This window comes from Mesorhizobium sp. M1006, assembly GCF_040318825.1.
Classification (GTDB): domain Bacteria; phylum Pseudomonadota; class Alphaproteobacteria; order Rhizobiales; family Rhizobiaceae; genus Mesorhizobium.
This window is the reverse complement of record NZ_JAMYMZ010000076.1, coordinates 1-19281: the sequence shown is the minus strand read 5'-3', so window position 1 is coordinate 19281 and position 19281 is coordinate 1. Positions and strand designations below refer to the sequence as shown.

The 19281-nt window shown below is 61.6% G+C and carries 18 protein-coding genes and 1 tRNA gene; 15 read left to right on the top strand and 4 right to left on the bottom strand.

Annotation, left to right across the window (positions count from 1 at the left end; translation table 11 throughout):
- Nucleotides 1-539: 539 nt before the first annotated feature.
- The gene (locus tag NKH60_RS32885; protein ID WP_352619135.1) at nt 540-992 is read right to left on the bottom strand and encodes a cupin domain-containing protein; all 453 of its coding nucleotides are present in this window, start codon (nt 990-992) and stop codon (nt 540-542) included.
- A 613-nt stretch (nt 993-1605) separates the two neighbouring features.
- Between NKH60_RS32885 and NKH60_RS32880 the strand changes: the two genes are divergently transcribed.
- Nucleotides 1606-2205, top strand: a complete 600-nt coding sequence (locus NKH60_RS32880) for a DUF4145 domain-containing protein (RefSeq protein ID WP_352874804.1) — start codon at nt 1606-1608, stop codon at nt 2203-2205.
- A gap of 15 nt (nt 2206-2220) precedes the next feature.
- Here the strand turns inward: NKH60_RS32880 and NKH60_RS32875 are convergent.
- A tRNA-Leu gene (locus NKH60_RS32875) sits at nt 2221-2306 on the bottom strand.
- 307 nt (nt 2307-2613) lie between these two features.
- Nucleotides 2614-3192 (bottom strand): NUDIX domain-containing protein, encoded by a 579-nt coding sequence (locus NKH60_RS32870; RefSeq protein ID WP_352874803.1) that lies wholly within the window; start codon nt 3190-3192, stop codon nt 2614-2616.
- A 153-nt stretch (nt 3193-3345) separates the two neighbouring features.
- On the opposite strand from NKH60_RS32870, the gene NKH60_RS32865 reads away from it, so the two are divergent.
- The 8 genes from NKH60_RS32865 (at nt 3346) to NKH60_RS32830 (ending at nt 10049) form a co-directional block, all read left to right on the top strand.
- Complete coding sequence (locus NKH60_RS32865) at nt 3346-4449, top strand: NADH:flavin oxidoreductase/NADH oxidase (protein WP_352772683.1); 1104 nt, start codon at nt 3346-3348, stop codon at nt 4447-4449.
- Between the two features lie 111 nt (nt 4450-4560).
- On the top strand, nt 4561-4878 hold the full coding sequence (locus NKH60_RS32860) for an SH3 domain-containing protein (RefSeq protein ID WP_352772685.1): 318 nt from the start codon (nt 4561-4563) through the stop codon (nt 4876-4878).
- Nucleotides 4879-4940: 62 nt separating this feature from the next.
- Nucleotides 4941-5234 carry a DUF982 domain-containing protein gene (locus NKH60_RS32855; RefSeq protein WP_352453484.1) on the top strand — a complete coding sequence of 98 codons (294 nt, stop codon included), beginning with the start codon at nt 4941-4943 and terminating at the stop codon, nt 5232-5234.
- Between the two features lie 28 nt (nt 5235-5262).
- A complete protein-coding gene (locus tag NKH60_RS32850) occupies nt 5263-5502 on the top strand; it encodes a DUF2188 domain-containing protein (protein WP_023674770.1) in 240 nt (79 codons plus the stop codon).
- Nucleotides 5503-5666: 164 nt separating this feature from the next.
- The gene (locus NKH60_RS32845; RefSeq protein ID WP_352874800.1) at nt 5667-6752 is read left to right on the top strand and encodes an ABC transporter ATP-binding protein; all 1086 of its coding nucleotides are present in this window, start codon (nt 5667-5669) and stop codon (nt 6750-6752) included.
- A 33-nt stretch (nt 6753-6785) separates the two neighbouring features.
- Complete coding sequence (locus NKH60_RS32840; RefSeq protein WP_352772691.1) at nt 6786-8111, top strand: ABC transporter substrate-binding protein; 1326 nt, start codon at nt 6786-6788, stop codon at nt 8109-8111.
- 191 nt (nt 8112-8302) lie between these two features.
- Nucleotides 8303-9154: a carbohydrate ABC transporter permease gene (locus NKH60_RS32835; RefSeq protein ID WP_502893743.1), complete on the top strand. Its 852-nt coding sequence runs from the start codon at nt 8303-8305 to the stop codon at nt 9152-9154.
- 1 nt (nt 9155) lies between these two features.
- Nucleotides 9156-10049 carry a carbohydrate ABC transporter permease gene (locus NKH60_RS32830; RefSeq protein ID WP_023674766.1) on the top strand — a complete coding sequence of 298 codons (894 nt, stop codon included), beginning with the start codon at nt 9156-9158 and terminating at the stop codon, nt 10047-10049.
- A 92-nt stretch (nt 10050-10141) separates the two neighbouring features.
- Here NKH60_RS32830 and NKH60_RS32825 read toward each other — a convergent pair whose 3' ends face one another.
- Nucleotides 10142-11128: an alpha/beta fold hydrolase gene (locus NKH60_RS32825; protein WP_352874798.1), complete on the bottom strand. Its 987-nt coding sequence runs from the start codon at nt 11126-11128 to the stop codon at nt 10142-10144.
- A 146-nt stretch (nt 11129-11274) separates the two neighbouring features.
- Between NKH60_RS32825 and NKH60_RS32820 the strand changes: the two genes are divergently transcribed.
- The 6 genes from NKH60_RS32820 to NKH60_RS32795 all read left to right on the top strand — a co-directional run bounded on the left by NKH60_RS32820 (nt 11275) and on the right by NKH60_RS32795 (nt 19241).
- On the top strand, nt 11275-12024 hold the full coding sequence (locus tag NKH60_RS32820) for a competence/damage-inducible protein A (RefSeq protein ID WP_352772698.1): 750 nt from the start codon (nt 11275-11277) through the stop codon (nt 12022-12024).
- 77 nt (nt 12025-12101) lie between these two features.
- Nucleotides 12102-12935, top strand: a complete 834-nt coding sequence (locus NKH60_RS32815) for a universal stress protein (protein WP_352474045.1) — start codon at nt 12102-12104, stop codon at nt 12933-12935.
- A gap of 112 nt (nt 12936-13047) precedes the next feature.
- Nucleotides 13048-13548, top strand: coding sequence for a xanthine phosphoribosyltransferase (gene gpt / locus NKH60_RS32810; protein ID WP_352474044.1), 501 nt, complete (start codon nt 13048-13050; stop codon nt 13546-13548).
- A 222-nt stretch (nt 13549-13770) separates the two neighbouring features.
- On the top strand, nt 13771-14259 hold the full coding sequence (locus NKH60_RS32805) for an NUDIX hydrolase (protein WP_352772702.1): 489 nt from the start codon (nt 13771-13773) through the stop codon (nt 14257-14259).
- Between the two features lie 646 nt (nt 14260-14905).
- Nucleotides 14906-18670 (top strand): vitamin B12-dependent ribonucleotide reductase, encoded by a 3765-nt coding sequence (locus NKH60_RS32800; protein ID WP_352874795.1) that lies wholly within the window; start codon nt 14906-14908, stop codon nt 18668-18670.
- Nucleotides 18671-18800: 130 nt separating this feature from the next.
- Nucleotides 18801-19241 carry a hypothetical protein gene (locus tag NKH60_RS32795; RefSeq protein WP_352874793.1) on the top strand — a complete coding sequence of 147 codons (441 nt, stop codon included), beginning with the start codon at nt 18801-18803 and terminating at the stop codon, nt 19239-19241.
- Nucleotides 19242-19281: the final 40 nt, after the last annotated feature.

Genomic DNA, 19281 nt, shown 5'->3' with positions numbered 1-19281 from the left:
CTTTTGGCGCCGAAAGGCAGGCAATTTGCCGAGGTCAGCGCCAACGGAAGTCTCCCTCCCCCTTGTGGGGAGGGGTTAGGGGTGGTAGAGCGAAAGCCTCGGCTTTCCATCTGCAATAGCCCTGTCCATTGTGGGGGGAGATGTCGCCGAAGGCGACAGAGGGGTCGCCTATCCACGCGCGACGACCCCCTCTGGCCTGCCGGCCATCTCCCCCTCTAGGAGGGAGATCGATGCGCCATGGCCTTCGCCAATCGCCAAGGGCATTTTTTTGCCGGGCCGCAGCAACTTTGTTCTTGCTTTGTGCCGGCAGCTATGCTACTAATTTGGCTATGGTGCCAATTGGCTCCAACGACCCGCCTCCCGAGGCGGGTTTTTCTGTTATGGCGCCATTCACGGCAAAATGGCCCAAGCGGGAATGCGATTCCGTTGCGGCCAATCAGCTTTCGTCTCGTTAGAGGATCCTTCTGAATCGACGGTGGCGGAGTTCGACGCACTCGTTCCGAGCCTTCGGCCGGTTCACTCAATTCGATCCCGAACTGTCACTTCTTGCTCGGATCGTCTGCCGGGTTGACGTAGGTGATCTTGAATGGCCCCTCGCCATGAACCTGGATGATCGTATCGCTTGTCGTCCAGGCGAAGTGATTCATTCCGGCCGGCGCGACGCCGAAGCCGCCAGCAGTCAGTTCGACACCTTTCGACTCGTCGAGCTTATCGCCCATTCCAATATGGAAGTTGCCGGAAAGCACCGTTACGTATTCCGTGGTGGGATGATTATGTGCGGCAATTTTGTAGCCGGCGGGTGTCTTCAACCGCAGCACAAAGGCGCCGTCCTTTGAGGGGTCTCCAGCGACAACAGCCATTTCCGCGCCAGCGGGAATGACAGCAGGAGCAGGACCCCATTTGATGTCTTTGGCGTTCATCGGCATCTCATCGGCAAACAGAGGCGCCGTCCCAACAAGCAGCAGTGCCAGGGCAGAGGCAAGCTTGAGCATGACAATCTCCCAGTGTCTGTAGAGGACGGCGTCGAGTATCGGTGCGCCGATCCACTTGCCAATTGGAGTCTATCAGGGCAGAGCGCCCGAACGCATCCTGCGAACGGGGGACGCGCATTCGCGGTAGCCGCGGAAGCTGCCGCTAAAAACATTTCCAGGTGAAACGATTTTGTTTGTATAACTGTAGGTGATCGGCCTCGCTAGCTTCCAGATTTCTCTACGGCAAAAGACGGCTTGACGGCCCCTGCCCGGCATCTGAAAAGGACTGGCCTGCGGATGTGGCGGAATTGGTAGACGCAAGGGACTTAAAAAGGCAGGGCTGAGGAGCCATGGCAAATCAACGGCTTAGCGGAGCCAAGGTTGCATCGCAAATTTGATCTATCTTTAGTCGCGCTGTTAAGTTGTTCTTACTGGCTTTTCACAGTCACCAGCGGGAAAGTTTCACGTAGCAACTCTTGCAGCGCGCAAGGGAAGATGTAAGAAAATTCTGTGGGAACATTCCATTGTCGCGCAAAAACAGACATCTTGCTTAGACGAGTTAAGCTACCGTTGCGTTGCATCGGCAGCTAACGCCCCTATCCTTAGATAATTGTAATCACAGGACAACAATACAATGGCAGCCATTCTGCGATGGATAAACGCGTTGACACTAACCTCAAGGGCGTACACCTGCGGCCATTGCGGCAACCCCGTTGCGTCCAATGTTGGCTACGTCCGTGGTAGCTACCAAGATGGTAGCGGGTCGCCTGACGCTTTCGTGTACATCTGTCACCACTGCTACGCACCAAGTTACTTTGGCCAGCAGGGACAGGTTCCCGGCATCCGCTTCGGTGCAGACGTAAAAGGTATAGACGAAGCGACTGTTCAACAGTTGTATGATGAGGCTCGCGACTGTTTTTCAAAGAACGCGTTTACAGCGGCGGTTTTGTGCTGCCGTAAGCTGCTCATGCATATCGCTGTTTCAAAGGGAGCCGACAAAAATAAGAACTTCATGGAGTATGTGGAATTCATCTCTGCAAAGGGATACGTCCCGCCTGACGCGAAAACGTGGGTTGATCACATCCGAACCAAGGGCAACGAGGCAAACCACGAAATCGTAGTGATGTCAGAGGAAGAAGCTACAGACCTCCTCGCCTTCGTCGAAATGCTGCTCAAGTTGGTCTTCGAGTTCCCATCCGCTTCTAAAAAATACTCTCTGGCTCCTCGACCCTGAAATTGGTGTGAGCTATGGTGCGGGCGGCGGGACTTGAACCCGCACGGCCTAAGGCCTCCGGATTTTAAGTCCGGTGTGTATACCAGTTTCACCACGCCCGCAGCAGGCTCATCTAAAATACGAACTCGGACTTTGCAAACCGCAATGCGGCTCATCTACCCAAGCCAGCGCGAGAGAAAATTCGTGGGAATTCCCACAACTGTGGCAGGAAAAGTTCAGAGCAGAAAGCGGAGAGCCTTGCTCAGCAAGGCTTTCGCTGTCGGCGGGTAGTCATTTACATGACTTAAATCCCTCGATCTCTGATCGTACGGGTTCGATTCCCGTCGTCCGCACCAGATTGGCTCTCGTTCGTATCTTTCGTATTTTGACGACCGGCACGCTCAACCCACTTCCAGTTCCGGCACGGGTTCAAGTTCCAATCGGGTTCAGCTTCAGGTGCTGGATCAAAATAATCGTCTTGGCGTCGATGATCCGACCGTCGTGGATGCCGGCCAACGCCTCGTCGAGCGGCATTTCCAGAACTTCGATGTCCTCGCCTTCGTCGTGGGCGCCGCCGCCGTCGGAAATGCGGTCGGCGGGCGAGTAGCGGGCGACGAAGAACCAGAGCCGCTCAGTCACGCTGCCGGGGCTCATATAGGGCGAAAACAGCCGCTGCACGTCCTTCAAGCGGTAGCCGAGTTCCTCCTCGGCCTCCTTGCGGATGCAGGTTTCGGGATCGTCTTCGTCGAGCAGGCCGGCGCAGGCCTCGATCAGCGGCTCCTTGTGGCCGGTGACGTAGGCCGGGTAGCGGAACTGCCGCACCAGAAGCACCGTCGAACGCTCCGGATCGAAAGGCAGGATCACCGCGCCGTCGCCGCGATCGTAGGTCTGGCGGGTGTGCGTTTCCCATTTGCCGTCGCGCCGGCGATAGTCGAAGACGGTCTTTTTCAAAACCGCCCACTCGTCGGAAAGGACTTCCTCAGAGCGGATGCGAATGCGATCTTCCATGGTGGACTCCCTGCTGCCGCGGCAAGGCGTAGCCGCGAACGGCGGTTCGTGCAATCGGGCCACCAATTGGTCCAGAGCACCGGTTCACCGTCTCGTGTCTGGCGCTGGCACAATCGGCTGCATAAATAGCGGCAACCCTTTCCGGAGTTTTTTATGACCTCATCGCTTTTCCAGCCGATCACCCTCGACGGCCTGACCTTCCCCAACCGCATCGCGGTCGCGCCGATGTGCCAGTATTCGGCCGAGGACGGCTCGGCCAGCGATTGGCACCTCTATCACTGGATGAACCTGGCGATGTCGGGCGCCGGCATGGTCACCGTCGAGATGACCGATGTCGAACGGCGCGGCCGCATCTCGCATGGCTGTCTCGGCCTCTATTCCGAGGACAACGAGGCGGCCGCGCGACGCACGCTGGATGCAGCCAAGCGTGTCGCCGCACCGGGCACGAAATTCGGCACGCAGCTTGCCCATGCCGGCCGCAAGGCCTCGAACCGCAAACCCTGGGAGGGCGGCGGCCCGCTGCATGCCGATCAAGATCCGTGGCCGATCGTGTCGGCCTCGGCCATCGCCTACGACACCGGCTGGCAGGTGCCGCGGGCGCTGGAGGACGACGAGATCCTGCAAATCATCGAACGCTTCGCAGAAGCGGCACGGCGGGCCGAGCGCGCCGGCTTCGACTTCATCGAGCTGCATGCCGCGCATGGCTATCTGATCTTCCAGTTCCTGTCGCCGCTCTCCAACCGGCGCACCGACCGCTGGGGCGGCTCGCTGGAAAACCGCATGCGTTTCGCCGTCGAGATCGCCAAGGCGGTGAAGAAGGCGGTGCCCAGGCTGATGCTGGGCGCGCGCCTGTCGATTAAGGAATGGGTCGACGGCGGCTTCGAGGTCGAGGATGCGATCGAAGTGGCAAAAGCGCTGAAGGAAGCCGGCGTCGCCTATCTCTGCTGCTCGAGCGGCGGCAATTCACCGTTGCAGAAGCTGCCCTCCGGGCCCGGCTACCAGGTTCATCTGGCCGAAGCGGTGCGCAAGGCCGTCGGCATCCCGACGCGGGCCGTCGGCCTGATCGACGATCCGAAACAGGCCGAGGCGATCGTCGCCGACGGGCGCGCCGACATGGTGGCGCTGGCGCGCGCCTTCCTCGCCGATCCGCGCTGGGGCTGGCGCGCCGCGGCCACCTTTGGCGAAGAAATCCACCCGGCGCCGCAGCTTGCCCGCTCGGTGACAACGATGCAGCATTGGATGAAGGCGGCGACCTGACGGCGGGTTCTCACCTCGCTGGGCGGGGCATTACAGCTTCGCTTTGATCCTCTGCCGGTGTAGGGTGGCCGGGGCCGCGGCTGGGCGCGGCGGGTTGGGGGGAGCAGTGACATGTCGTTCAGGGGGATTTCCATTGCGGCTGCCGTCGCGGTTGCGGCCGGGCTGTCGTTCGCCTCATCGACACCGGCCGGGGCGCAATATTGCGAAGGCACGGTGCACGGACTTTCCAGGCACTACAATCTGGCGACGGGAAGCGGCTTTCTCGCCGTTCGAGCCCGACCGAACTCGTCGTCGCGCATGATCGGGCAATTATTCAACGGCGACCAAACCGAGATCTTCGACCGCCGCGGAAGCTGGTACAAGGTCGATTTCGGCGGCCGCACCGGCTGGGCGAATGCACGCTGGCTGCGCAACGACTGCGGCTATTGAGCTATTTTCGCCTGAGCTAAAATAGCAGTTGCAACCAAATCGGCCGCTCCGCGTTGGCGGCGATGATGGACAGCAAGCCATTTGAAAAGCCGGTCGTGGTCGAACTCGGCCATGTCGGCAAATATCGGCAGATCCGCAGCGCCCAGGAGGCGGCGGAGTGCTTGATGACGGTCTGGCCACTCAACCGCGGGCCGCGTCATCGTGATGCCCTCGACACTTGCCTAAAAGTGCTGGAAGGTTATCGTTCGACGGCGGATGCGCGCCGGGCACTGATCGAAGCCGCCAGGGAATCGGACGTGCTGGTCGCAGACGACAGGCTGCCAGACGACAGACTGGCCGACGACAGGCTGCATTGAGGCAACGGGCTTTCAACCGGAGGGTTTCATGGCGAAACTGACCTACAAGATCGTCGAGCATGACGGAGGCTGGGCCTACAAGGTCGGCTCGACATTCTCCGAAACGTTCCCCACCCATCAGGACGCCTTGCGCGCCGCCGAGATCGCTTCCGCCGAACAGCAGGTCGCCGGCAACACCGATGGCATCCAGTACGAGGACGCCGACGGCAAATGGCACGACGAGCTCGCGGACGGCCGCGACCGGCCGCAGACCGAGGTTTCGGATTAGGGTGTGCCGATATCCCAGTGATGCCGGCGTGCTTTACAGGTCGGTTTGGTAGCGCTACCGTCTCACATCGCGCGTGACCGGGGAGGAGCCTGGGCGCTGTCGCGGGCCAGGCAGGAAAGCGGTTTCCTTCGAAGTCGTTGCAGGAATCAATCGGGAGGAGATCGATGGCGTCTGTCGCAATCGGCGATGTCTACAAATCATTTGGGACCGTCGAGGTCCTGCACGGGGTCAGCGTCGATATAAACGACGGCGAGTTCGTCACGCTGGTCGGTCCTTCGGGTTGCGGAAAGTCGACCCTTCTCAGGATGATCGCCGGCCTGGAAAAGATCTCGCGCGGCCAGATCGCGATCGGCAAACGTGTCGTCAACAACGTTGCGCCAAAGGAGCGCGACGTCGCCATGGTCTTCCAGAACTATGCGCTCTATCCGCATATGACGGTCGCCGAGAACATGGCGTTCTCGCTGATGCTCAAGGGCGTTCCCAAGACGGAGAGCGATGCCGGCGTGCGGCGCGCGGCCGAAATCCTGGGACTGGTGCCGCTGCTCGACCGTTATCCGCGCCAGCTTTCCGGCGGCCAGCGCCAGCGCGTTGCCATGGGCCGGGCGATCGTGCGCGATCCGCAGGTTTTCCTGTTCGACGAGCCGCTGTCGAATCTCGATGCCAAGCTCCGGGTGCAGATGCGCGCCGAGATCAAGGAACTGCACCAGCGCCTGAAGACGACGACGGTCTACGTCACCCACGACCAGATCGAGGCGATGACCATGGCCGACAAGATCGTCGTCATGCATGACGGCATCGTCGAGCAGATCGGGCCGCCGCTCGAGTTGTACGACCGGCCGAACAATCTGTTTGTCGCCAGTTTCATCGGCTCGCCCGCCATGAACATGCTCAGAGGCGAGATCGTAAGCGACGGCTCGCCGTCATTTCGCGGCGCCGGCGGGATTTCGGTCCCGTTGGCCTCGGCACTTTCCATCGGCAATGGTGAGCCGGTCGTGCTGGGGATACGGCCCGAGCATTTACGGCTGTCCGACAATCAGGGCATTCCGGTCACCGTCGTGGTGGTCGAGCCGACAGGGTCCGAAGTGCAGCTCATCAGCCGCACCGCCGGCGGCGATGAGATCGTCGCAAATTTCCGCGAACGCCATTCCTTCACGCCGGGCGAAACCATCCGGCTTACGGCCGAGCCTGGCCTCATTCACCTCTTTCACGGCGAAACCGGACAGCGGTTCGAAACGCCCATCGGGCAGTAGGACGGCAAGGACAATAAGCAGGAGGAAGCGAGCATGAAATTCACCAGACGTGACGTGATCCGCACCACCGCCGGCGTTGCGGCGGGAGCCTTGGGAAGCCGGCTCATCGGCTCTCCCGCCTTTGCCCAGGAGGGGTTGAAATACAAGCCCGAGGACGGCGCCAAGCTCAGGCTGCTGCGCTGGTCGCCTTTCGTGCAGGGCGACGAGGATCAATGGCTGGCCAACACCAAACGCTTCACCGAAGCGACCGGCGTCGAGGTCCGCGTCGACAAGGAAAGCTGGGAGGACATCCGCCCCAAGGCGGCGGTCGCCGCCAATGTCGGCTCCGGCCCGGACCTGATGTTCGTCTGGTTCGACGACCCGCACCAATATCCCGACAAGCTGCACGACGTGACGGAGCTGGGGGAATATCTCGGCTCGAAATATGGCGGCTGGCACGATGGACCGCACCAATATGCGACACGGCAAGGGAAGTTCCTCGGCCTGCCTCTGGCGACCATCGGCAATGCCATCGTCTATCGCGAAAGCTGGGTGAAGGAGGCCGGCTTCTCCGAATTTCCGAAGGACACGGCAGGCCTGCTCGAGCTTTGCAAGGCATTGCAGGCGAAGGGGCACCCGGCCGGCTTCACGCATGGCCACGGCGTCGGCGACGGCAACAACTACGCCCACTGGCTGCTGTGGAGCCATGGCGGCCAGATGGTCGACGAGAGCAGCAAGGTGACGATCAACAGCCCCGAGACGCTGAAGGCGATCGAATACGCGCAGGAGCTCTACAAGACCTTCATTCCCGGTACCGAAAGCTGGCTCGACGTCAACAACAACCGCGCCTTCCTGGCCGGGCAATTGAGCGTCATCGCCAACGGCATTTCGGCCTACAACACCGCCAAGATCAACAAGGACAAGGATCCGAAACTGGCCGAGATAGCCAAGGACATCCGCACCACCAACCTGCCGATCGGCCCGGTCGGAAAATCCGTCGAGCTGTTCCAGGTGACCACGGCCGTGATCTTCGACTACACGCCCTACCCCAACGCCGCCAAGGCCTACCTGCAGTTCATGTTCGAGGATCCGCAAATGTCGCAGTGGATCACGTCGTCGGCAGGCTATTGCTGCCAGACGCTCAAAGCCTTCGACAACAACCCGGTGTGGACGGCCGATCCGAACAATGCCGCCTACGCCAAGGCCTCGGCGACGCTGCGGCCCAACGGCTATGCCGGCCCGCTTGGCTATGCCTCGGCGGCGACCATGGCCGACTATGTGCTGGTCGACATGTTCGCCAAGGCGGTGACCGGCCAGGCGACGCCGCAAGAAGCGATGGAAGAAGCCGAAAAGCGCGCAAACCGCTACTATCGCGTTTGAGCCGGATTCAGCCGGGCAGCCATGCTGCCCGGCTGGCTTTGGACTGCGTCGCGGCCGCCCGCCGATCAATGAGACCTTAGAGGAGCCGACCCATGGCCGTGACCTCCGCTGCCGCTCAGCCACGCCGGTCGGCGCTGTCGCGCATTCTGACGTTCGTGTCCGAAAGTCATAACGCGCTTGGCTTCGGCTTCATGCTGCCGGCGGCGGCGCTGCTGCTGGTCTTCCTGACCTATCCGCTCGGACTCGGCGTCTGGCTCGGCTTCACCGATGCCCGCATCGGCCGCCCCGGCATCTTCATCGGTATCGAGAACTACGAATATCTGTGGGATGACGCCGTCTTCTGGCTCTCCGTCTTTAACACTTTGCTCTACACGATCAGCGCCTCGGTCCTGAAGTTTGTGCTCGGCCTGTGGCTGGCGCTTATCCTCAACCAGAACCTGCCGTTCAAGTCGTTCTTCCGCGCGATCGTCCTGCTGCCCTGGGTGGTGCCGACGGTGCTGTCGGCGATCGCCTTCTGGTGGATCTACGATTCGCAATTCTCGATCCTGTCCTGGGCGCTTATGGAAATGGGCCTGATCGACCATCGCATCAACTTCCTCGGCGATCCCGAGAATGCGCGGGCTTCGGTCATCGCCGCCAATGTCTGGCGCGGCATTCCTTTCGTGGCGATCACGCTGCTTGCCGGCCTGCAGACGATTCCGCAGTCGCTCTACGAGGCCGCCACGCTCGACGGCGCCAGCCGCTGGCAATTGTTCCGCTATGTGACGCTGCCGCTGCTGACGCCGATCATCGCCATCACCATGACTTTTTCGGTGCTGTTCACCTTCACCGATTTCCAGCTGATCTATGTGCTGACGCGCGGCGGGCCGGTGAACGCCACGCATCTGATGGCGACGCTGTCGTTCCAGCGCGGCATTTCCGGAGGCCAGCTTGGCGAAGGCGCCGCGATCGCAGTCGCCATGATCCCGTTCCTGCTGGCGGCGATCCTGTTCAGCTATTTTGGCCTGCAGCGCCGCAAATGGCAGCAGGGCGGCGGAGATTGACATGACCGCGATCGAAACGAGCAAACGCCCGGAACTCGACGAAGGCGGCATGGGCTACCTGCAGAGTTTGCCGCGCCGCGTGGTGACGGTCTACCTGCCGTTGCTGATCTTCGTCATCGTGCTGTTGTTTCCGTTCTACTGGATGACGATCACGGCGGTTAAGCCCAACCTCGAGATGACCGACTACGCCAATTTCAATCCGTTCTGGGTGGTGCATCCGACGCTCGAGCATATCCGCTACCTGCTCTTCGAGACGTCTTATCCGGGCTGGCTGCTCAACACGATCATCATCTCGACCGCCGCCACGTTCCTGTCGCTGCTGGCTGCGGTGTTCGCTGCCTATGCGATCGAACGCTTGAGGTTCTCCGGGGCGCGGCAGGTCGGCCTCGCGGTGTTCCTCGCCTATCTCGTACCGCCCTCGATCCTGTTCATTCCGCTGTCGGTGATGGTGTTCAACCTTGGACTTTACGACACGCCGTTCGCGCTCATCCTCACCTATCCGACCTTCCTGATCCCGTTCTGCACATGGCTGCTGATGGGTTATTTCCGCTCGATCCCGTTCGAGCTGGAAGAATGCGCGCTGATCGACGGGGCGAGCCGTTGGCAGATCCTCACCAAGATCGTGCTGCCGCTGTCGGTGCCGGGCCTGATTTCCGCCGGCATCTTCGCATTCACGCTGTCATGGAACGAGTTCATCTACGCCTTGACCTTCATCCAGTCGTCCGAAAACAAGACTGTGCCGGTCGGCGTGCTCACCGAGCTGGTGCGCTCGGACGTCTATGAATGGGGGGCGCTGATGGCGGGAGCGCTGATCGGCTCGCTGCCGGTCGTGGTGCTCTATTCGTTCTTTGTCGAGCACTATGTTTCCTCGATGACCGGAGCCGTGAAGGAATAGCCAGCATCGTGATTGGGTTCGGAGGTATTCCCGGCGGCCGGGAATGCCTGGGGTAGGCACCCTGCCGGCCGAGACCGCGTTCCGGAAGGGTGTCAGCTGCCGGTGTCGGACTTCGGCGCAAATGCGCGGTCGGCAATGCGTTCTATGAAAGCGACGACCCGTTCCGGCTCGACGAATTGCGGCATGTGGCCAAGCCCCTCGACAGGCTCGAAATGCAGCCCGCTGATCTTTTCCATCACCGGCCAGCCGTGGATATCGATGCCCAGCACGCGGTCGGAAGCACCAAACAGAATGCCGGCCGGCATGGTGATCTCGCGATAGCGTTGCTCGATGCGGCCAAGGTCATGCTCGATGGCCACGACATCGGTCGACGTTGCATAGAAATGGCTTGGCCTCAGCCCGCACCAGCCGCCGCCCTCGACCATATAGTCGGCCGGCGCCGTCTGCGGCGCGAAAATGAAGGCAAGCGTCGCTTCGGCATATTTGAGAGCCGCCGGGATCGCCACCGTATAAGCCATGATCCGGCGCCGCAGCGGCGACTTGACATATAGCGGGCCGAACTTCTCGCGCGCGTCCGGCTCCAGATGGGTCAGCGGCGCCAGCAAGGCGATGCCGGAAATCGCCTCTGGATGCTCGACAGCCAGCGTCAGCGCGATGGCGCCACCCAGCGAATGACCGACGACCAGCGGCTTTTCCAGCCCAAGCGCGTCGATAAAATGCCGCACGACCTCGGCCTGCTCGGACAGCCGTCCGCTGGCGGCCCTGGCCCGCACCGAATAGCCGGAGCCCGGGCGGTCGAGCGCGATCAGCCGATAGTCCGGGCCGAACCGTCCGAACAGCGTGTGGCCGAATTGATGAAGCTGCGCGCCGAGGCCGTGCAGGAAGACGATCGGCCGCCCCTCGCCCGTCTCGACATAATGGATGCGGTTGCCGTCGATCTCGATGAATCTGCCACTGGCCGGCACCAGCCTTTCGGCCTTCGCCGCGATCCGCAGCGTCGCCAGCAGCGGATAGGCTGCCACGACGAGCGCCAGCAGAAACAGCGCGCCGGGTAGCCATAGCAGAATTGATACCGGCATCTTTCCCTCAGCGCCCAAACCGGCGCAGCATCACCCGCCGACGGCTCCACTGCAAGGGAGGTGGCACAGGTGGATCCGTCGTTTGGCGGCATTGCCGCCGGCCGTTTGCCGCGCTATCTCAGGCGACCCGTTTTCCGGAGCCTGCCATGACCGAAATCGTCACCGCCGCCATGCTCGTCATCGGCGACGAGATTCTGTCCGGCCGCACCAAGGACAAGAACATCGGCCACCTCGCCGAGATCATGACGGCGATCGGCATCGACCTGAAGGAAGTGCGCATCGTTGCGGACGAGGAAGACGAGATCGTCGCTGCGGTGAATGCGCTGCGCACCCGCTATACTTATGTCTTCACCACCGGCGGCATCGGCCCGACGCATGACGACATCACCGCCGATTCGGTTGCCAAGGCCTTTGGCGTGCCATGCGGATACGACGCCAAGGCCTACGCCCTGCTGGAGGCAAGCTACGCCGCCCGCGGCATCGAATACACCGAAGCGCGCAAGCGCATGGCGCGGATGCCGCGCGGGGCAGACCACATCGATAATCCAGTGTCGGTTGCGCCGGGCTTTCGCATTGGCAACGTCCATGTCATGGCCGGCGTGCCGGCGATTTTCCAGGCGATGCTCGACAATGTCGTGCCGACATTGCGGGCCGGCACCAAAATGCTGTCGGCAACCGTGGAATGCCCGTTCGGCGAAGGCCTGATCGGCGGGCCGCTGGGCGACATCCAGAAGGCGCACCCGGACACGATCATCGGCTCCTACCCGAAATATGGCGACGGCAAGTTCTGGACGGAACTGGTGGTGCGCGCCCGCAGCCAGCAGGCGCTGGACTCCGCACGCGCCGACGTAGAGGCTATGGTGGCGGGCTTGATCAAGGAAAGCCGAGTGGGCTGATGGCCGGCCTGACGGAACCAGCATCGCGCAGTGACGTTTGTCACGAGTGGGATCGCCGTATGAAGTGAGGGACTGCCATGCGCTTCAAGACCATCGTCGCCATATTGCAGAATGAACCGGATGCCGAGCGCGTCCTCGACTGCGCGATCCCGCTGGCCAGCCGATTCCAGAGCCATCTGATCGGCATCCATGCCGAGGCGCTGCCCGTGCCCTACACCTCTGCCACCGGCTTTCCGGACACCGAGTTCCTGCAGGTTTCCGCCGATATGAACCGGGAGCGCGCCGAGAAGTTGCAGGCCGCCTTTCACAAGCGCATCGAGAATTCCGGCCTGTCGTTCGAGTGGCGCAGCCTCGAGAGTTTTTCCGGCGACAGTGCGCTGACCGGCATCTCGACCGTTCGCACCGCGGACCTGATCATCGCCGCGCAGCGCGAATCGGGCAGCGACCCGAGCGCCGACGTCGACACCCTGGTCTACGATGCCGGCCGGCCGGTGCTGGTGGTACCGCATTCGGGTTCGCTGGTGACCAGCTTCAAGCATGTGCTGCTCGCCTGGAACGGCAGCAAGGAAGCCGCGCGCGCCGCCTTCGATGCCCTGCCCTTCATTATCGAGGCCGAAAAGACGGACATCGTCGTCATCGACCCGCCCGATACGCTCGACGAGGCGCCGGAAACAGCCGGCGCCGAGATCGCCGCCTCGCTGTCCAGGCATGGCGCGACCGTCAGTGTCTCGGTGCTGAGGTCCGGCGGCGCCTCGGTCGACGACATCATCCAGACCAGGGTCGCCGAGTCGGGTGCGGACCTGCTCGTGCTCGGCGCCTACAGCCATTCCTGGCTGCGCCAGCTGCTGTTCGGCGGCGTGACGCGAACGGTGCTGCGCACCGCACCCGTGGCGGCCTTTCTGTCGCGGTAGGTTCACAGGGATAGCTTTCCACGCCCCTTGCCAAGGCCAAGCCTTTCCAGTTAATTCCGCGCGCATTTCATGGTGTCTGCGCGCGATGCGCGCTTTGCGGAGTGCGCGAAAGATGTCCCTGCCCGAAAAAGCCTTCCCGGTCTCCTGGGACCAGTTCCACCGCGATGCGCGCGCGCTCGCCTGGCGGCTTGCCGGCGCCAACAAGGGGCAATGGAAGGCGATCGTCTGCATCACGCGCGGCGGCCTGGTTCCGGCGGCTATCATTTCGCGCGAGCTTGGCATCCGCATCATCGAGACGGTCTGCGTCGCCTCCTACCACGATTATACCAGCCAGGGGCAATTGCAGGTGCTGAAGGAGGTCACGCCGGCGCTGCTCGTCGATGACGGGGCCGGCGTGCTGATCATCGACGACCTCACCGACACCGGCAAGACGGCGGGCATCGTGCGCGCGATGATGCCCAAGGCGCATTTCGCCACCGTCTATGCCAAGCCGAAAGGCAGGCCGATGGTCGACACTTTCGTTACCGAGGTCAGCCAGGACACCTGGATCTATTTCCCCTGGGACATGGGCTTCACCTACCAGAAGCCGATCGCCGACGACCACGCCGGCTGATTCGCGGCAACGCCGCTTGATGCACCGAGTCCGCCCAGAGGACCTCCGCACACCGATAAAGGCGTGGCGCGACGCTGCTGCAGTCGCGCCATTAGGCTGAGATCGGCGCAGATTGACGGAATTTGGCCGATCCGTGAAACATTTTTTACTTTCATTGCTTATAATTAGCCGTAAGATTCGTGAGACGGCAAATGATTCTGGAAGCTGGGGCAAGCTTCTCCGATGTTGACGAGGCCAACGACGCACAACCATAAGGCCGAAAGGGTCCGGCGACTCTTAGGCGCGGTGCCGTACCGCCTGCAGGTTGCAGCCCTGCCTTGGCGCGATAGCGGGGACGGCGTCGAAATCATGCTGATCACCAGCCGCGATACCGGCCGCTGGGTGCTTCCCAAGGGCTGGCCGGAAGCAAAGGAGCCGCTTTGTGAAGCGGCGGCACGCGAAGCGGGCGAGGAGGCCGGGCTGCGCGGCACGATCTCGCATCACGAGGCCGGCCGTTATTTCTACGCCAAGGTGCTGGATTCCGGCGAGGAAGTGCCGTGCGAGGTGCTGGTCTTCCCGCTGCAGGTCGACAAGGTCGCCGACCGATGGAAGGAAAAGCGGGCACGCACCCGCAAATGGGTCAGCGCCGCCGAGGCTGTGCGCATGGTCAACGAACCCGACCTCAGCCAGATCATCGCCCATTTCTGCGCGGATCCACGCCGGTTCTCCTGAGCCCGAGCGGCGCATAGCCGCGGTCAGGTCCGGCGAACGCCATCGCCGAAGCACCTCCGCGCGGCGCCGAACCTTCCTCGCCGCGCTCCGCTTCTATCCCCGTTATCCACATATGTGACACACAAGATGTTGGGGTCATAAAAGCTACGCAAACGAATCCTTGACGGCGCAAAACGAGTCGCCTTTTATAGGCCATGCGCTCTTGTTGAGAGTGCGACCGGAAAAGTTTCGAGGCCGGTCTTTTTCCCGGAATATGTGCGTTTTGATCCGCATTCCCGCCTGTTTACGAGGCCGGCGAATGCGTGGGATTTTGAAGCCTTGGGGGGCGAAAGGGGAGGATTGTCGGACTTGAATAAATTGTCTGTTAATACTATATTTAGTGTTTGCAGGTAGGTTCGACGCTAGATAATGTGAAGTTCCCTCGACCGAGGGCGTTACAAAAAGTTTTCAGTTTTGAGGGACCCACAGGGTCTGTGAGCGCGTCGGACAGCGGCCTCGCAAGAGGTTCGACCGGCAGGGCGGCGGAGACTGTGAAGATGAGGGCCGGCGGGTTCGAACGCCGGCAGACGGCGGGCATGCGCGTTTCGTCAAGAGGGCAGAAATCCTCTGGGAAAAGCGCTATATGTAGACAAAAGGGACCGGACCAATGCGCATCGAGCGTCGTTTCACCAAGCCAGGACAATCTGCCTATGCGGAGATCGAATTCCGCAAGGCGCTTTCCGAGATCAAGAATCCGGATGGGTCGGTGGTGTTCCGCTTGGACAACATCGACGTGCCGGCGCAGTTCTCCCAGGTTGCCGCCGATATCCTGGCGCAGAAATATTTCCGCAAGGCGGGCGTCCCGGCACGGCTGAAGAAGGTCGAAGAGACGCAAGTCCCCTCCTTCCTGTGGCGCTCGGTCGCCGACGAGGCTGAACTGGCCAAGCTGCCGGAAGCCGAGCGCTACGGTTCCGAGACCGACGCCCGCCAGGTCTTCGACCGGCTTGCCGGCACCTGGACCTATTGGGGCTGGAAGGGCGGCTACTTCAAGTCGGAGGAAGACGCGCGCGCCTTCCGCGACGAGCTCGCCTATATGCTGGCCACCCAGCGCGTCGCGCCGAACTCGCCACAATGGTTCAACACCGGCCTGCACTGGGCCTATGGCATCGACGGTCCGAGCCAGGGCCACTTCTATGTCGACCCGTTCACCGGCAAGCTGACCAAGTCGAAGTCTTCCTACGAGCATCCGCAGCCGCATGCCTGCTTCATCCAGGGCGTGCAGGACGACCTCGTTAATGAAGGCGGCATCATGGACCTGTGGGTGCGTGAGGCGCGCCTGTTCAAATATGGCTCCGGCACCGGCTCCAACTTCTCGTTCCTGCGCGGCGAAGGCGAAAAGCTGTCGGGCGGCGGCCGCTCGTCGGGGCTGATGAGCTTCCTCAAGATCGGAGACCGCGCGGCGGGCGCCATCAAGTCGGGCGGCACGACGCGTCGCGCCGCGAAAATGGTCATCGTCGACGCCGATCATCCCGATATCGAGGAATTCATCGACTGGAAGGTCAATGAGGAGCAGAAGGTCGCCTCGTTGGTTACCGGCTCGAAGATCGTCAAGAAGCATCTCGAAGCGATCATGAAGGCCTGCATCAACTGCGAAGGCAATGGCGACGATTGCTTCGATCCGGCGGTCAACACCGCGCTGAAGCGCGAGATCAAGGCGGCCAAGAAGGACGCGGTGCCGGAGAACTACATCTACCGCGTCATCCAGTTTGCAAAGCAGGGCTACACCTCGATGTCGTTCAAGACCTACGACACCGACTGGGATTCGGACGCCTATCTCACGGTTTCCGGCCAGAATTCCAACAATTCGGTGTCGCTGAAGGACGATTTCCTGCGCGCCGTCGAGCAGGACGGCGACTGGCATCTTACCGCCCGCAAGGACGGCAAGGTGCTGAAGACGCTGAAGGCGCGCGATCTCTGGGAAAAGATCGGCTATGCCGCCTGGGCATCGGCCGATCCGGGCCTGCATTTCAACACGACGATGAACGACTGGCACACCTGCGCCTCGGCCGGTGCGATCCGGGCGTCCAACCCGTGCTCGGAATACATGTTCCTCGACGACACCGCCTGCAACCTGGCCTCGATCAACCTTCTGCCCTACCGCAATGCCGACGGCACCATCGACATCGCTGCCTACGAGCACACGGTGCGGCTGTGGACCATGGTGCTGGAAATCTCCGTCATGATGGCGCAGTTCCCGTCGAAGGAGATCGCCAAGCTTTCCTACGAGTACCGCACGCTCGGCCTCGGCTACGCCAATATCGGCGGCCTGCTGATGACCTCGGGCATTCCCTATGATTCCGACGAGGGCCGCGCCATCTGTGCCGCCCTCACCGCGATCATGACCGGCACCGCCTATGCCACTTCGGCCGAAATGGCCGCCGAGCTCGGCGCCTTCCCCGACTACGACCGCAACGCGCAGAACATGCTGCGCGTCATGCGCAACCACCGCCGCGCGGCCTATGGCGAAAGGGACGGCTACGAGAGGCTAGCCGTCAACCCGGTGCCGCTGGTCGCCTCGGATCTCAAGCAGCAGGAGCTTGCCGACCATGCCAAGGCCGCCTGGGACCGCGCCATCGAGCTTGGCGAGGAGCATGGCTACCGCAACGCACAGGCAACCGTGATCGCGCCGACCGGCACGATCGGCCTGGTGATGGATTGCGACACCACCGGCATCGAGCCCGACTTCGCGCTGGTGAAATTCAAGAAGCTCGCCGGCGGCGGTTATTTCAAGATCATCAACCGCGCGGTGCCCGAAGCGCTGCGCACGCTCGGCTATTCCGAGGCCCAGATCGCCGAGATCGAGGCCTATGCCGTCGGCCACGGCAATCTCAACCAGGCGCCGGGCATCAACCCCGGCTCGCTCAAGGCAAAAGGCTTTACCGACGACAAGATCGCCGCGCTCAATGCGGCATTGAAGTCGGCCTTCGATATCAAGTTCGTCTTCAACCAGTGGACGCTGGGCGCCGACTGGGTGAAGGAGACGTTCGGCTTCACCGATGAGCAGCTCAACGATTTCTCGTTCGAGATGCTGCCGGCGCTGGGCTTCTCGAAGAAGGACATCGAGGCCGCCAACATCCATGTCTGCGGGGCGATGACGCTGGAAGGCGCGCCGTTCCTGAAGGCCGAACACCTGCCGGTGTTCGACTGCGCCAGCCCGTGCGGCAAGATCGGCAAGCGTTCGCTGTCGATCAACAGCCACATCATGATGATGGCGGCGGCGCAGCCCTTCATCTCCGGCGCCATTTCCAAGACCATCAACATGCCGAACGACGCGACGGTGGAAGACGCCAAAGGCGCCTACATGCTGTCGTGGAAGCTGGCGCTGAAGGCCAACGCGCTCTATCGCGACGGCTCGAAGCTGTCGCAGCCGCTCAACGCCTCGTTGCTTGCCGACGTCGAAGACGACGAGGACGAAGCCATCGAGCAGCTGATCGCGGCACCGGCCGCGCAGCGCGCGGTGCAGGTGACCGAGAAGATCGTCGAGCGCGTCGTCGAGCGTCTCTACCGCGACCGCGAGAAACTGCCGAACCGCCGCAAGGGCTATACCCAGAAGGCGGTCGTCGGCGGCCACAAGGTCTATCTCAGGACCGGCGAATTCGATGACGGTCGCCTCGGCGAGATCTTCATCGACATGCACAAGGAAGGTGCCGCCTTCCGGGCGATGATGAACAACTTCGCCATCGCCATCTCGCTCGGCCTGCAATATGGCGTGCCGCTCGACGAATATGTCGAGGCCTTCACCTTCACCAAATTCGAGCCGGCTGGCATGGTGCAAGGCAATGACGCCATCAAGAACGCCACGTCGATCCTCGACTATGTCTTCCGCGAACTGGCCGTCTCCTATCTCGGCCGCCACGACCTCGCCCATGTCGACCAGTCGGATTTCGACAAGACGGCACTCGGTCGCGGCATCAACGAGGGCAAGGCGACGCCCTTCTCCAAGGGTCTCACCCGCGGTGCCTCGCCGGTCAAGCTGGTGTCGGGCATGAGTGCCGAGCCCAAGGGCTTTGCGGGTTCGGGTTCCGGAACTCCAGTCCGTACCGCTCCGACCGCCTTCTCCGGCTCCAACGTGCTGACGCTGAAGCCCGCCAGCGACGAAGCCATCGCCTACAAGCGCGACTACGAGGAGCGCGCCAGGGAACTGGTCGAGGACATCGTCTACGCGGAAGCCTCCGACCCGACGGAGCTGTTCACCGACGAGGCCGCGAAAGAAGCAGCCGAAGCCAAAGCGCTCGCCGCCAACCGGCGCCAGCAATCACTGATGCAGGGCTACACCGGCAACGAATGCTCGGAATGCCATAACTTCACGATGGTGCGGAACGGCACTTGCGAGAAGTGCGATACGTGCGGGGCCACGAGCGGGTGTAGCTGAGAATTGGGCGTCTTTTCTAATCTTTGACGAAAGACGCGGCACGTCCAATGCCGCCTCTTTTGCTTCCTGGGCTATTAAAAAAGGATAGAGTGTGTAGAGATGTCGAAATATTATGGGAGGGGGCTCCGAAGTGACATCTGTCAAGATAATGGGTTTCAGCTATCAAAAGGGTAGAATAAGATATTCTACCCTCTCGCAAGATAAGCCAAATTTGACATACTTGGCGCACGGATCAGTAAAATATGATCCAGAACTCGGCCTGGTCGATCTGGTCGAACGATGGAGATTGGACTTTATAGAAATTTTAAGAGCCAACAAGCCAGACTTGGTTTCTTCAATCGAGATATGGGAAAGTAACAGCAGAAATTCCTCAAGATATCAGATTCTACCTCTCGGTATACTCTCTCAATCCTGCAAAACCCATAACGCACCGCTAAGGGCTTTTTCGCCTCAAGCCTTTATCAAAGGGGGCCCGTTTGGCCTCCCAGCAGGCGCTAAGCCAATTGATGCCGTCGATGCAAAATTTAGTTGTGTGCGTCAAGTTCTGCAAAATGGCGTGGCATTGCGGTGACGTCGGCGTGTCCGCCGCGCAGCTCCCGTGTTTAGCGGAG

Coding starts and splice junctions, on each gene's coding strand:
- NKH60_RS32885 (WP_352619135.1), bottom strand. CDS start 992: ATGCTCAAGCTTGCCTCTGCCCTGGCACTGCTGCTTGTTGGGACGGCG.
- NKH60_RS32880 (WP_352874804.1), top strand. CDS start 1,606: ATGGCAGCCATTCTGCGATGGATAAACGCGTTGACACTAACCTCAAGG.
- NKH60_RS32870 (WP_352874803.1), bottom strand. CDS start 3,192: ATGGAAGATCGCATTCGCATCCGCTCTGAGGAAGTCCTTTCCGACGAG.
- NKH60_RS32865 (WP_352772683.1), top strand. CDS start 3,346: ATGACCTCATCGCTTTTCCAGCCGATCACCCTCGACGGCCTGACCTTC.
- NKH60_RS32860 (WP_352772685.1), top strand. CDS start 4,561: ATGTCGTTCAGGGGGATTTCCATTGCGGCTGCCGTCGCGGTTGCGGCC.
- NKH60_RS32855 (WP_352453484.1), top strand. CDS start 4,941: ATGATGGACAGCAAGCCATTTGAAAAGCCGGTCGTGGTCGAACTCGGC.
- NKH60_RS32850 (WP_023674770.1), top strand. CDS start 5,263: ATGGCGAAACTGACCTACAAGATCGTCGAGCATGACGGAGGCTGGGCC.
- NKH60_RS32845 (WP_352874800.1), top strand. CDS start 5,667: ATGGCGTCTGTCGCAATCGGCGATGTCTACAAATCATTTGGGACCGTC.
- NKH60_RS32840 (WP_352772691.1), top strand. CDS start 6,786: ATGAAATTCACCAGACGTGACGTGATCCGCACCACCGCCGGCGTTGCG.
- NKH60_RS32835 (WP_502893743.1), top strand. CDS start 8,303: ATGCTGCCGGCGGCGGCGCTGCTGCTGGTCTTCCTGACCTATCCGCTC.
- NKH60_RS32830 (WP_023674766.1), top strand. CDS start 9,156: ATGACCGCGATCGAAACGAGCAAACGCCCGGAACTCGACGAAGGCGGC.
- NKH60_RS32825 (WP_352874798.1), bottom strand. CDS start 11,128: ATGCCGGTATCAATTCTGCTATGGCTACCCGGCGCGCTGTTTCTGCTG.
- NKH60_RS32820 (WP_352772698.1), top strand. CDS start 11,275: ATGACCGAAATCGTCACCGCCGCCATGCTCGTCATCGGCGACGAGATT.
- NKH60_RS32815 (WP_352474045.1), top strand. CDS start 12,102: ATGCGCTTCAAGACCATCGTCGCCATATTGCAGAATGAACCGGATGCC.
- gpt (WP_352474044.1), top strand. CDS start 13,048: ATGTCCCTGCCCGAAAAAGCCTTCCCGGTCTCCTGGGACCAGTTCCAC.
- NKH60_RS32805 (WP_352772702.1), top strand. CDS start 13,771: ATGTTGACGAGGCCAACGACGCACAACCATAAGGCCGAAAGGGTCCGG.
- NKH60_RS32800 (WP_352874795.1), top strand. CDS start 14,906: ATGCGCATCGAGCGTCGTTTCACCAAGCCAGGACAATCTGCCTATGCG.